At 63.6% G+C, this 12,734-nt stretch carries 17 protein-coding genes; 13 read left to right on the top strand and 4 right to left on the bottom strand.

The genetic code is table 11. From position 1 onward, the window contains the following. Positions 1-14 precede the first annotated feature (14 nt). The gene (locus BLR35_RS13065; RefSeq protein WP_090382993.1) at positions 15-425 is read left to right on the top strand and encodes a DUF8009 family protein; all 411 of its coding nucleotides are present in this window, start codon (positions 15-17) and stop codon (positions 423-425) included. 94 nt (positions 426-519) lie between these two features. Next, entirely contained in the window at positions 520-729 is a 210-nt protein-coding gene (locus BLR35_RS13060) for a hypothetical protein (protein WP_090382603.1), read from the top strand. On the opposite strand, the gene BLR35_RS13055 is transcribed toward BLR35_RS13060, so the two are convergent. After that, a complete protein-coding gene (locus BLR35_RS13055) occupies positions 730-1,281 on the bottom strand; it encodes a nucleoside-triphosphatase (protein WP_244510240.1) in 552 nt (183 codons plus the stop codon). It abuts the gene before it with no gap. Between the two features lie 84 nt (positions 1,282-1,365). On the opposite strand from BLR35_RS13055, the gene BLR35_RS13050 reads away from it, so the two are divergent. Next, on the top strand, positions 1,366-2,370 hold the full coding sequence (locus BLR35_RS13050) for an amidohydrolase family protein (protein WP_090382599.1): 1,005 nt from the start codon (positions 1,366-1,368) through the stop codon (positions 2,368-2,370). 28 nt (positions 2,371-2,398) lie between these two features. On the opposite strand, the gene BLR35_RS13045 is transcribed toward BLR35_RS13050, so the two are convergent. Further along, positions 2,399-2,605 carry a hypothetical protein gene (locus BLR35_RS13045; protein ID WP_090382596.1) on the bottom strand — a complete coding sequence of 69 codons (207 nt, stop codon included), beginning with the start codon at positions 2,603-2,605 and terminating at the stop codon, positions 2,399-2,401. A gap of 311 nt (positions 2,606-2,916) precedes the next feature. Here BLR35_RS13045 and BLR35_RS13040 point away from each other — a divergent pair, with 311 nt between their 5' ends. Continuing rightward, positions 2,917-3,576: a helix-turn-helix domain-containing protein gene (locus tag BLR35_RS13040; protein WP_090382594.1), complete on the top strand. Its 660-nt coding sequence runs from the start codon at positions 2,917-2,919 to the stop codon at positions 3,574-3,576. A 67-nt stretch (positions 3,577-3,643) separates the two neighbouring features. Further along, positions 3,644-4,003: a DUF7344 domain-containing protein gene (locus BLR35_RS13035; protein WP_090382591.1), complete on the top strand. Its 360-nt coding sequence runs from the start codon at positions 3,644-3,646 to the stop codon at positions 4,001-4,003. Positions 4,004-4,329: 326 nt separating this feature from the next. Here BLR35_RS13035 and BLR35_RS13030 read toward each other — a convergent pair whose 3' ends face one another. Then, positions 4,330-5,220: a sulfurtransferase gene (locus BLR35_RS13030; RefSeq protein WP_090382588.1), complete on the bottom strand. Its 891-nt coding sequence runs from the start codon at positions 5,218-5,220 to the stop codon at positions 4,330-4,332. Between the two features lie 120 nt (positions 5,221-5,340). Here BLR35_RS13030 and BLR35_RS13025 point away from each other — a divergent pair, with 120 nt between their 5' ends. The 8 genes from BLR35_RS13025 (at position 5,341) to BLR35_RS12990 (ending at position 12,014) form a co-directional block, all read left to right on the top strand. Then, positions 5,341-6,063 (top strand): fumarylacetoacetate hydrolase family protein, encoded by a 723-nt coding sequence (locus BLR35_RS13025; RefSeq protein ID WP_090382586.1) that lies wholly within the window; start codon positions 5,341-5,343, stop codon positions 6,061-6,063. Positions 6,064-6,123: 60 nt separating this feature from the next. Then, entirely contained in the window at positions 6,124-6,408 is a 285-nt protein-coding gene (locus BLR35_RS13020; protein WP_090382582.1) for a DUF8001 family protein, read from the top strand. 135 nt (positions 6,409-6,543) lie between these two features. Continuing rightward, positions 6,544-6,915 (top strand): helix-turn-helix domain-containing protein, encoded by a 372-nt coding sequence (locus BLR35_RS13015; RefSeq protein WP_090382579.1) that lies wholly within the window; start codon positions 6,544-6,546, stop codon positions 6,913-6,915. 255 nt (positions 6,916-7,170) lie between these two features. Further along, positions 7,171-8,265, top strand: coding sequence for a hypothetical protein (locus BLR35_RS13010; protein WP_090382577.1), 1,095 nt, complete (start codon positions 7,171-7,173; stop codon positions 8,263-8,265). Between the two features lie 2 nt (positions 8,266-8,267). Continuing rightward, positions 8,268-9,125 (top strand): cupredoxin domain-containing protein, encoded by an 858-nt coding sequence (locus BLR35_RS13005; protein WP_090382575.1) that lies wholly within the window; start codon positions 8,268-8,270, stop codon positions 9,123-9,125. 49 nt (positions 9,126-9,174) lie between these two features. Next, entirely contained in the window at positions 9,175-9,687 is a 513-nt protein-coding gene (locus BLR35_RS13000; RefSeq protein ID WP_090382573.1) for a YkgJ family cysteine cluster protein, read from the top strand. Between the two features lie 65 nt (positions 9,688-9,752). Continuing rightward, the gene (locus BLR35_RS12995) at positions 9,753-10,037 is read left to right on the top strand and encodes a translation initiation factor eIF-1A (RefSeq protein WP_076738713.1); all 285 of its coding nucleotides are present in this window, start codon (positions 9,753-9,755) and stop codon (positions 10,035-10,037) included. Positions 10,038-10,208: 171 nt separating this feature from the next. Then, on the top strand, positions 10,209-12,014 hold the full coding sequence (locus BLR35_RS12990; RefSeq protein ID WP_090382571.1) for a DUF2339 domain-containing protein: 1,806 nt from the start codon (positions 10,209-10,211) through the stop codon (positions 12,012-12,014). Positions 12,015-12,019: 5 nt separating this feature from the next. Here the strand turns inward: BLR35_RS12990 and BLR35_RS12985 are convergent, their stop codons facing one another. Then, a complete protein-coding gene (locus BLR35_RS12985) occupies positions 12,020-12,712 on the bottom strand; it encodes an SDR family NAD(P)-dependent oxidoreductase (protein ID WP_090382569.1) in 693 nt (230 codons plus the stop codon). Between the last annotated feature and the right edge of the window lie 22 nt (positions 12,713-12,734).

The following is a 12,734-nucleotide window of genomic DNA, read 5'->3' as shown; positions in this document are numbered from 1 at the left end:
ACGAACGTCGCCCGATGGCCGAGGACGATCCGTCCGCGATTCGATCGATCGCGATATCGGCGGAAGACGCCGTCGACGCCTACGTTTACACGCAGGAAAACCCCGGCGAGGCCGTCCTGCGAGCGACGCCACCCTTCCACGGCCGAATGCGCGCTCGCATCCACGTCTACCGGATCGACGACACCCACCTCACCGGTGCCGTCCACATCTCGCCCGATGCAGTCATCGCCGACGACGTCCTCGACGAGTACCCAAAACTCGAGGAGAACCTCGAGTCGGTCGACGAGGACGACGCCGAACGGCTCCGGAAACGCCACGCCGAAGCCGTCGAGCAGTGGCGAGCGCGAGCCAGCGATGCGATCGTCGAGTCGGTGACACTCGAGACCGACGATTCTCACGAGATCGAAGTCAAGCGACTCGAGTGAGTGCCGGTCACATAGTGGACACCGTTTCTTTCGGGCACTTTCACTTTCACCGTGGACGGATCGGTTTGACGTGGTATCCGTTCGATCGACACGTATGGAACTGATCGTAGAGGCCGAGGAGGGCGACACGACCGACGATCGATCCGCGGAATCGGACGGCTTCGAGGACCCCGGCCGACGCCGTATCGACGTCACGGAACTACGGGCCGACGGTATCGAGGAGTTCGTCGAGGGGAGCGTCGCTACCGACCGCGTCTCGCTCGAACACCGCGGCTCGCGGACGTTCCTCGTTCTCGAGGAGTAATTAGAGTCGCTCTTCGACGAACGCGACCAGTTGCTCGGGAAGCTCGTCCCGCGTTTCGTCGGTTACCCCGAACGTTTCGACGTCGGATCGCGATTTTACTTCGCCGAGAACCCCGCGGTCACCGTCCGCAATCGCCGCGAGAGTCGGAACTGGCGACTCGAGTATCTCCTCGACCGTGGAAACGAACCGCTCGCTCTCGAGTTGCATCGGCGCGATCTCGTCGACCACGACGCAGTCGGCCTCGTCCGTGGCCGACTCGAGCGTTTTTGCGAGTCGGTCGATGGCTCCAGCGTCGACCCCGTACTTGCCGACTGTCGGTTCGTCGTACTGGACGTGAGCCATCACCTCCCGGGCGTCACCGTCGACCGCGATGATTTCGAAGCCGACGCGGTCGCCGTTTTCGCGGATCTCGGGCGAGGCGATGCCGCCGACCGCGTACCCATCCGCGCGAAGCCGGTCTACGGCCCGTTCGATCGCGGTCGTCTTGCCGCTCCGGGGTGGACCAGTGACGAGCGCGTTGTGGGACACGCCCGACGCTACGGTGGTCGACACCCTCAGTACTTCGGATGCCGTCGACCGGTCGGATCGGCGACCGTTCCCCCCGTCGACTTTCAGCCGGCGGGTGGGAGCGGTGCTATGGCTCGTTCGTCCTCGTCCGACCGCTCGAGCGCGACCCGACGACGATTTCTCGCCGGAACCGGGACCGCGGGCGTTCTCGGACTCACCGGTTCGGTCGGTGCTACCGACGCAGAAGCGTCAGTTCGTCGGGACGGAGTCGCGTCGCCGGACGACGTCGACGATCTCCCGCTGATCGACGCCCACACGCATCTGATCCCGGCGGAAACCCTCGACAGGGACCCACTCTCCGCCGACGAACTCGTCGCGTGGATGGACGACAACGGAGTCGATCGCGCGGTCGTCCTCGCGCTGGATTCACCCGAGAGCTACCCCGTCCAGGCGCCGAGCTGGTGGGTACTCGAGGAGGTCGAAGCCCACCCCGATCGCTTGCTCCCGTTCTGTACGGTCGATCCCCGCACGCTCGTCTACGAGGAGGACTTCGGCGCCGTCACGGACCTGCTCGAGGAGTACGTCGACCGCGGCGCTCGTGGCTTCGGCGAACTGAAAGCCGGCCTGCCGATAGACGACGACCGACTCGAGGCACTCTACGAACTGTGTGCCGACCACGGACTGCCGATCTTCTTTCACACCGACGAGAAGGCGATGATGGACGAGGTCGGACTCCCGCGACTCGAGGACGTCGTGGCCTCGTACCCGGAGGTGGACTTCCTCGCACACGCCCACGCGTGGTGGGTGCACATCTCCGCGGACGTCGACTCCGACGATCGGGGTGCGTACCCGTCGGGACCGGTCGAACCTGGAGGTCGCGTCCCGGAACTACTTTCGGAGTACGATAACCTCTACGGCGACCTCTCTGGGCTCTCGGGCTGGAATGCGCTCACCCGCGACGAGGAGTACGCTCAGTCGTTTCTCGAGGACCACCACGAACAACTGGTCTTCGGGACCGACTACCTCTCGCCCGATCAGGAGATTCCTCACTTCGACCTCTTCGAGCGGTTCGACCTTGACCTCGAGGCCTGGGCGGATATTCGGTATCGGAATCTCGAGGGTGTGTTACGCTGAGCGAGAATCGGAGTTCGAACGGGATCGTTCATCGGAGTCGCCGGTACGCCCGAATCAGGAGCGAAACGGCGGTTCCGAATCCCGGAATCCGAGACGAGACCGCGGCAGCGCCGAGCAGCAGGGCTCCGCTCTTCCGTCGTCCCTTTGCGAACTCCATAGCGGCGTCGACCAGCGTCGTCACGACGCCGGCGTTTTTCAGCAGGTTCGAACGGTCGCGTACACCTTTCGTGGACATATCGGAGAAAACGGGAACCGGCGCGAAACGAGCGCCGCTTGCAGTCGCCGGGCGGTCGGTTGTGTGTGCCTCGAGTGTTCGATTGTCAGCCTCTGTTGGAACTCTCATCCAGTGATGCGTTTCAGCAGTTGTGCTGAATAGAGAGCGCGAATGTTGTACGAATTGAGGAGCGATCAACGCGGAAGGTCGAACGTTCAGCACAGGGTAAAGACATACTGAGTCCGTGCCGAACAGAAACGCGAAATCTGTCCGTGACTTAGTTGCACGGTCCTGTGGAGGGTATTTCCGCTTAGGGCACCACGGATTGGACGATGGCTACAGAGGCTACCTTCACGGTACCGTCGAACGAGTTCTCGCTGGGGACGGTGTTCAAGCAACTACCGGATGTGTCGGTCGAACTGGAGCGGATTATCCCCGCCCAAGACGTGGTGATCCCCTACTTTTGGGTTCGGGGGACCAGAGTTGACGACGTCGAGGGGGCGTTCTCGGAGCATCCGGGCGTGAAGGGAATCCAGTTCATCGACTCCGTCGAAGACGAGCATCTGTTGCGCGTTGAGTGGGCAATGGATCACGACGACGTGTTAACCACGCTGACGGAGACGGAGGTCGCGCTCATCGAAGCCATCGGGACGAACAAGCAGTGGACGTTCGATATTCGTGGAGACGCCCGTGGCGATATTGCTGATTTTCAATCCCGGTGTCGGGAGGTGGACATCCCGATCACGCTCACGGAGCTGCACGCGCTCACGCCGGTCGAGACGGCGACCGAGGCGGCGCTGACCGATACCCAGCAAGAGGCGCTGGTGCTGGCCTACGAGCGCGGCTACTTCGAATCCCCGCGCGAAACGACGATGAAAGAAATCGGCGACGAACTCGGGATCACACAACAGGCCGTCGCCTCCAGACTTCGGCGCGGAATCAAGCACATCCTCGGCAGTACGCTATCCGACGTCTCGGCTCCCTCTCGATAGCGGGGATAAAAGCGTATTGGGTACTAAAAAGTACGAGTAATCCGGGCAGGTCTCCGAAGAGGGTGTAATGAGCGAGAATCCTATCACGTTCGATACGGTGCTCAATCTGTGTGAAGATGAGCATCGCCGCATCATCCTCGCAGTACTCGCCGAGGAACAGCGTTCATTGACGGTGAGGGACCTCAGAGGTACGATTCTCACCTATAATCATCATACGCCAGTTATCGACGCTTCTGAAGAGATGCTAACGGAAATTCAGTCCTCACTATCCCACACGCACATTCCAAAGTTAGAATCGGCAGGCGTTATCGAATACGATTCGGCACGGCAACTCGTGGAACCAACGGAACAGTTCGACCAGCTACAGCCCCATCTATCCGCGATCATCGGTACCGACCCGGGTCTTGACGAACCAATTGAGTTGTAAGTTCGTGCAGGTTACTTTCTTTTCACGATCTGCCGCTTGATTACCTCTGCGGTGTCTGGAATCTCCTTGCTCGTGACCCCTTCATTCACCGTTCGCGCTTTCGAGGGCTCGTTCACTCGCCCTGCTCACGGGTCACATCCGTTCCCCGTTCGCTTTTGGGAGGCCTCGATCGCTACGCTCACTCGACCTCCCCTGCTCACGGGTCACATCCGTTCCCCGTTCGCATTTTCGAGAGTGACTCACTCGTTTCACTTATTCGCCACTCTCGCCTCTCTCACGGTTCACTTCGTTCACCGCTCGCTTTTCGGAGGTCTCGATCGCTACGCTCACTCGACCTCCCCCTTCTCTATCGGCGCACGAATCAAATTCCCCCACTCCGTCCAGGAGCCGTCGTAGTTGTGCACGTCCTCGTACTCGAGTAATTCGTGCAACGCGAACCACGCAATCGCCGACCGTTCCCCCACGCGGCAGTAGGTGACGATCGATTCGTCGCCGTCGATTCCCTCGTCGCCATAGAGGTCCTCGAGTTCGTCGGGACCCTTGAACCGGCCGTCGTCGCGCAGGTTGGTCTTGACGGGGACGTTCGATGCGCCGGGGATGTGGCCGCCGCGCTGGGCGGTCTCCCGGAGCCCTTCGGGCGCGATAATCTCGCCGGAGAACTCCTCGGGCGAGCGGACGTCGACCATCGGGATGCCGGCTTCGCGGGCCTTGTCCACGTCGTCCTTGTACGCGCGGATGCTCTCGAAGGGCCCTTTCGCGGTGTACTCCTGGGACGGGAAGTCGGGTTCTTCGTCGGTCAGCGGATACTCCTCCTCGACCCAGTAGTCCTTCCCACCGTCGAGAACGCGGGCGTCGTCGTGACCGTAGTACTTGAACTCCCAGTAGGCGAAGAGCGCGAACCAGTTTGGAATCCAGCCGTCGCCGTAGAAGACCACCGTCGAGTCCTCGCTGATGCCGTGTTCGCCGACGACGTCCTCGAAGCCCTCCTTCTTGAGGATGTCGCGCTGATTCTGGTCGGAGAGATCCTCGTCCCACTGGAGTCCGATCGCACCGGGAATGTGACCCTCGTCGTACCGCGAGGGGAACTCACCCTCGTCCGGAGACTCGGGGCTGTTGACCTCGACCAGCCGGTAGTCGGGATCTTCCGACTGGAACTCTTCGAGGTGGTCTTCTACCCAGTCCGCCGAAACCAGAACGTCGGTGTCGTACTCCGTCATACGTTCGTGCGGCCCACGAGCGGATACAAATAGCTAACAGCAGGGGCCAATGTGGTCGGTCTCTCCGACGCCGGACCGGCACCGCTAACACCCTCGAGCGAGGAGCGGGAGCCAGAGCCTATGCGACTCGCACGACTGCTGACACCCGACGGACCGGTATCGGGACGGTACGAGGACGGCGTCGTCCACGCCGACGACGGAGAGTACGAGGTCGGTGCCGACGGCCGACTGCTGCCACCCTGCGAGCCGTCGGCGCTGTACTGCGTCGGGCGAAACTTCGCCGAGACGCTCGAGCAAATGGAGTACGAACGGCCCGAGGAACCGGACTTCTTCATCAAGCCGCCGACGTCGCTGCTGGCTCACGAGGAGCCGATTCTGTACCCGGAGTTTACGGACGAACTGACCTACGCCGGCGAACTCGCCGCGGTGATCGGCAAGCGCTGTCGCGACATCGCCGAAGACGAGGTTCCAGAGGTCGTCCGCGGCTACACCATCATGAACGACGTCGACGCGCTCGACCAGCAGGGCCGCACCGCGCGCAAGGCCTTCGACGGCTCCGGGCCGCTGGGGCCGTGGCTCGAGACCGATCTGGACCCCCGCGAAATCGACATGTACACCGACGTGGCGGGCGAGCGCCGCCAGGAGGCCAACACCGAACTGATGCTGTTCGACCCCTACGAAATCGTCTCCTACCTCTCGAGGCGCTTCACGCTTCGACCGGGCGACGTCGTCGCCTTTGGCAGCCCCGCCAATCCTGGACTCGTGGAACCCGGCGACAGCGTCGAGATCACCTACGAGGGAGTCGGAACGCTCCGGAACACGGTCGTCGACTCGAAGGACTGAGTGGAGAATTCTGCTTCCGGTAACGTAGCTTCTTGACGCTGGCGTCCGTTTATCTAACCAATGACCGAAACGATCTACGTCGAAAGGAAAGACCTCACTTCGAGGCAGATTCTCGAGAATCTCAACAGCGGCAACCGCGTGATCATCGAGGTCGACGTTCTCGGAAAGACGCTGCGGATGGCGCTGCGGAGACAGCAGGGGACGTACTACTGCGATACGCCGATGAAACTGCTCACGTTCGAGTCCGAGGAGGAGATGCAGGCCTGTCTCGAGCGGTACCGGCTCGCAAGGCCGGAGTCGGTCGAGGAGACGGAGGACGACGTTCGACCCTCCGCCAGCGAGTAACGGTCGCCGTCGACGACGGGGGCTCCGTCACCGAACGATCGCTGTCAGTGACGCGACGAAGCGTTTCGAGTCCAACTGCTTTTGTTTCGGCCTTGCTCCCAAACTATAGGTCGATTCCCGTCGGAAACAGGACGTATGTCCGACTCCGAACGGCGAATGGAGGACCTCATGCTCGTCGACAGTCCGGAGTTCGAGCGGATCATGGAGTGTGTATTCGGGATACAGCCCCACGAAACGCGTACGTACTTTCGGCTGTTCGAACTCCAGGGAAGTACGGTTTCCGAACTCGCGGACGACCTCGAGCGCGACAGGAGCAACGTGAATCGGTCGCTGTCGACGCTGTCGGAGAAGGGCCTGGTCGAGCGCGAACGTCGACTGCTCGACGGTGGCGGGTACGTCTACCAGTACTACGCGGTTCCGATCCCCGAGGCCCAGAAGCAGATGCACGAGGCGGTCGACGAGTGGGCCGAGACGGTTCACGAACGCATCGACGAGTTCGGTCCGTAGGCTCGCGTCGGTTACTATAGTAGCCACTGCAAGTTACTGCACACCTGACCGCACGACAGCTGTGCGATCAGTGTGTAACTAGTTGCAGTTGTTACTATTGGGCGATGTCGTCGTGGGACGGGCCGGTATCGACTTCGAAAATCGATTGCTACCGCCGCTCGGTACGGTTCCTTCGGCATATATCTACGCCCCAAGTGTGTTTGGTGTGCACAACCACCATAGCACCATCAGCAAGTCGCCCCTAGCGTAGTACGTATGTCACCCGACCGACTGCGGACGATAAACCGACGACGCGCGATACAACTACTGGGGGCCGGCGGTGCCGTCGCAGTCGCCGGCTGTCTCGGTGACGACGAGGCAGCGGCCGACGAGAACGGCGACGAAGAGCCCATAGACGAAACGGAGAACGGCGACGACGCGGACCTCGCGAGCCTCGAGCCGACTCCGGAGGGGGAGTCGCTCTCGGAGGACGACGTCGCCGCGCTGGTCGACGCCTTCGACGATCAGCCGATGAGCGAGGGACAACACGAGGTCGAAGGCGACGAACGAGTCTACACGCCACGACACGTCTGGAAGTGGGTTAGCGACGAGAACCTGATCGGCCTCCACTTCGACGATCCGAACCCGGAGGAAGCGACCGAACTCGACTACATCACGATCGGGCAGAAGGGACTGTTTACGGAGGAGAGCCAACCCAGCGAGGAGTTCACCCACTTCCATCAGCACACGGCCGATAGCTGGGAGGGTGGCCACGGCGGCGAGACGGGCGACGAGGGGTACTGGCTCACCCACATCGCGGTTCGAGAGATCGAGTACCCCTTCCACGACGAGCCGATCGAACCCCAGGTCGACTACGGCTTCATGCCGACGCCGCCCGAGGAGGGAAGCGAAGGTCACGACGTCGACTGGGAGGCCCCCGACGCCGGCGAAGGGGACCTCGAGGACGAGGACCGCGACGAACTCCTCGAGATATTCGACGATAGCTGGACGACCGGTCAGGACGACGCTCCACACGGCACGCCCGCACACGTCTGGAAGTGGGTCAGCGAGGAGACGTTCATCTTCCTCCACTGGGACGAGCCGGCCGTCGAGGAAGCCGAGAACCTCATCTACTTCGGAATGGGCGTCCGCGGCCAGTTCACCAGCGACGACGTTCCGGCGGGCCAGGAGGACGAGTTCACCCACTTCCACAAACACGAGGCCGACAGCTGGGAGGCCGGTCACGGCGGCCAGGACCCCGATCAGTGGGGCACGTGGCTCGTCCACCACGCGACGCGAGACCACGAGATGCCCTGGGGCGAGGTCGAGGTCGGGATCGATCGGGAGTTCATGCCGACGCCGCTGGAGTGACCGTGTCTCCGGACCGCTCGAGCCGAAGGCGGCTGCTGGCGATCGCCGGTGGTAGCCTCGCGATCACGGTCGCCGGCTGTCTCGGCGACGAGTCGATGGACGAAGACGGAAACGGCGCGGAGAACGAGGACGCCGACAGCGACGACGTCGTCGAGATCGAGACCCGCGAAGGCGAGGACGACGAACCCGACTTCGTCTTCGACCCCACGGTCGCCGAACTCGAGCCCGGGACTACCGTCCGCTGGGTCAACACCGACGGCGTCTTCCACACCGTGACTGCGACCGACTCGCTCGAGGAGCGGACGCCGAGCGAGGCGTTCGACGAGACGCTCGACTCGGAGGGGGAGACGTTCGAGTGGACGCCCGACGAGGCGGGCATCCAGCACTACTACTGCGAGCCCCACGTCGGGTTCATGATCGGTACTCTCGTCGTCGGCGACGTCGACGAGGCGGACCTCGAAGCGGTCGAGGAGATACACGAGGATCCCGCCGAGGTAGACGGCGAGGACGACGACGCACGCGACGAGGTCGACGAGGAGTTCGTCGACCTGACCGGCGAGGATCGCGTCGAGATCGAGACCCGTGAAGGCGAGGACGACGAACCTGACTTCGTCTTCGATCCCGCATTCGTCACGATCGAGGCGGGAACCACCGTGGAGTGGGTCAACACCGACGGCGTCTTCCATACGGTTACGTCGACGGACGACCTCGAGAATCGCTCCGGCGGCGGCGACGTGTTCGACGAGACGCTCGCGAGCGAGGGCGATACCGTCGAGTGGGAAGCCGACGAGTCCGGCCTCCAGCCGTACTACTGTTCGCCCCACGCAGGGTTCATGTACGGTGCTCTCGAGATCGAGTGACTCACTACAGGGAGAAAGGCACTTCCGACCCCGGCCCCTCCCCGCTGACGTGAGCACTGAGGTCCCCACACGCGTCGAAGTCTACCCCGATCGAGAGGTCGTCGTCGAGTTCGATCCGGACCTCACGTTCGAGTGCGTCGACGACTGTACCTGGTGTTGTCACCACGGCGTCTTGCTGTACGATCGAGACCTGCTCGAACTCGCCCAGCGAGCCAACCTCGCCGAGAACACGACCGACTTCCGCGGCGAGAAGTTCGTCACTCGCGAGGAGAAAGATCGGGACGATCACGTCGCCGAGGACGGCTGTGCCTGTGCCTTCCTGCGGGAGGACGGCCTCTGTTCGCTCCATCTCGAGGAAGACTGGAAACCGACGCGGTGTTCGGTCTTCCCGCTTGCAGTCTGGCTCGAGGACGGAGACCTCCACGTCGACATTCGAGATTCGGCCCACGATCACTGCGACGGACTGGACGTCAGCGACCGCAAGGTGATCGACAATCTCGAGGCGTTCCTGCCGGAACTCCTGTGGGAACTCGAGAATCCGGAGTCGGACCGGGAGCTGTGACGGTGACTGTGTCGTGCTACCACGACTCTCCGACCATTTAAACGTCTTCCGCTCGTAGGTAGATTGTGACAGAAGACTCCGGGCGACGGAACCTCCGTATGCCCAACAGCGATGAAGTATTCGCCGTCGTAACCGAACACCTCGGTGGCAACCACGTCCAGCTCCGCTGCGAGGACGGCGAGGAACGTCTCGGCCGCATTCCCGGCCGGATGAAATACCGAACCTGGATCGAGCAAGACGACATCGTCGTCGCCGAACCCTGGGACTGGCAGGACGAGAAGGCCACCATCGAGTGGCGCTACACCAGCCAGGACGCCGATCAGCTCCGGCGCGAAGGCCATATCGACTGATTTACATTTGCGGTCGAGTTCGCGGTAGTACTGTCGTACGAGAGACCATTCTTCTGAAGCGACGCTCGTAGCACCTGCCTCCCTCTCGAGCGACGGCTCCGATATGGCCAGTACCGATCCGGACGACGCTCCCCTCGATTTATATGTTATCGGTGTGACGTGTACCTGTCTATGAAGGACGACGAGGACCTTCGACAGGAAGTCCGCCGTCTCCGTGACGACGTCGACGCCCTCCACCGTCGACTCGAGTCCGTCGAGGAACGACTCGACTCGAGCGAGAGACGACCAGAGGAGCGTTCGACGGAAACGAGAGTGGAAGCGACGGCCGACTCGCCTGCCGAGGATGCACTGACCGCTGAGAGCGAGACTGACGGACAGGAACCGACGGTCGACGAGAGTCGCGACTGGGAACTCGCCGTCGGAATCCGCTGGCTCGGACTCGCGGGTGCGGCCGCCCTCGTAATCGGCGTCGCCTTTTTCGTCCAGTTGGCGATCGAAGCCGGACTGCTCGGCCCGCTCGGTCGCGTCGCGATCGGAACGCTCGGCGGCCTGGCGCTGTTCGGCGGCGGGCGGTACGCCGCGACGCGCCAGGGGTACGTCCGCTGGGGCCGGATCGCCGCCGGCGCGGGAATGGCGATCGCGTACCTCAGCATCTACGCCGCCTACGGCTTCGAGGGCTACCGCGAGGCGATCGGAACGCCGCTGTGGGCCGTCCTCCTGGCGTTGACGCTACTCGTCGCTGGAACGGCGCTGCTCTCGATCCGGGACGGCGCGCCGCTGGTCGTCGGCGAGGCGTTCCTGCTTGGCTACGTCACCGCCGCGTTGAGTACCGACGCCGCGACGCTCGTCCTGACGCCCGCCTACGTCCTGTTGCTCGCGGGCGGGCTGGTTGCAATCGCGACCGTCAAACCCTGGAGTCGGCTGGTTCTCTCGAGTACGTTCGCCACCTACGGCGTCCTGCTCCTGTGGCTCCTCGACCTCGAGCCGTCGGCGACTACCATCGCCGCCGTCGCCGTCCTCGCGCTCGTCGTCTACCAGACTGGCGACTACGTGTTACGCGGCGCCGACGATATCGAGAACCGCTGGTATCGTGCCCGGGTGATCGCTCTGCCGATCGTCAACGCCGCGTTCGGGACGCTCTTCCTCGAGAACGCCGTCGAGGACGTGGCTCCCGACGCACTGGGGCTCGGAGCAGTCGCCGTCGCAGTCCTCCTCGGGGGAACCTACGCCGTCACCGACCGTCGACCGGTGCGCACCGACGGCACCGCTGCGGCAGGCGCCGTCGTCTTCCTCGCTCTCGGCGTCGTCGTCGTCGCCGACACGTTCGCGGGCACGGTCGGCGCGCTCGCGATCGTCTGTGCCGGCGTCACGGCAGCGAACGTGCTCGAGGAACCCGGCTTCCGGTATGGAAGCCACGTCGTCGCCGGGGCGACGATCCTCAAACTGCTCGCCGTCGACGCGAGCGAACTGCCGGCGTTCGACGCTGCCGAGCCGCTGGCGACGCTAACTGGCCGTCCGGTCGCGTTCACCCTCACGATCGCGGCCTTCTACGGACTGGCGTGGTGGTTCGCAGGCGGGCGATCGACGCTCGCCGACGCCGAACAGCGGTTCCTGCCGCCGCTCGAGGGTGCCTACGCGACCGCGGCGACCGTGCTGGCCGTCCTCGTGCTTGCACTCGAGTTCTCGGGCGTCGGCGTCTCGATCGCCTGGGTGTTACTCGGACTTGCCTTGCTCGCGGCTGGCTTCGCACTCGAGGTTCGCGGGCTCCGGATGCTCGCGATCGGCGTGTTCGGCCTCGCGACCGCGAAAGTGTTTCTCGTCGACACCATGGACCTGGATACCGTCGCACGAACGCTGTCCTTCCTCGTTCTCGGGGTCGTCTTGCTCGTCGCGTCGTACGCCTACGCGCGGTCCCGGTCGGACGTCGATCTGGGACTGAACGAGGTGCTCGGACTCGAGGGAGACGAGAACGAGTAGCTCTCTCACCGGGTCGCTTTCTTCCACTCTTTCAGTCCGAGTACGTTCCCGTCCAGTTCGTCCGCGTCGGCGTCGGTCGCCGCCCAGAGGAACATCTCGGCGACGTCATCGGGATCCCGACCGTGGCCGCCCGAGAGGTCGGTCGCGACCCGTCCCGGCTCGAGACAGCCCACGACGTATTCGGTGTCGGCCGCGAACCCGCGGACCACGGCCTCTGCGGTCGCCTTCGAGATTGCGTACGATCCGTACCCCGGCTGAGCGTCACGGGCAACGGAACCCGTTGGGACGAGCACGCGCGCACCCTCGTTGAGATGGGGCAACGACTCCCGAATCGTCGCGAAGACGCCCCGGCCGTTGGTCCGCCAGTGATCGTCGAACGCCGTGTAGGAGTCGTCGTCGGTCGGCGTCCCGCCGGACTCGCCGTGGTAGACGCCCGCTGCAGCGACGACGACGTCGATTCCCTCGTCGCCGGTCCGCGAGGCGGTCTCGACCAGTCGCTCGACGTCGAACTCGTCGCGAACGTCGGTTCGAACGCCCGTCGCGGTCGCACCCGCCGACTCGAGTTCGTCGACGGTTTGCTCGACGTCGTTGCCGTCTCGAGCGCCGACGGCGACCGCTGCTCCGTCCGCGACGAACGCGTCGGCCACGGCACGTCCGATTCCTCGTGTTCCACCGGTGACGACGACTGTTCCGTCCATACAACCCAGTATGGGCGGGATA

The sequence above is a fragment of the Natronobacterium texcoconense genome (genome assembly GCF_900104065.1).
In the GTDB taxonomy this organism is placed as follows: Archaea; Halobacteriota; Halobacteria; order Halobacteriales; family Natrialbaceae; genus Natronobacterium; species Natronobacterium texcoconense.
The sequence above is the reverse complement of the archived record's forward strand: the minus strand, read 5'-3'. Positions and strand labels throughout refer to the sequence as shown.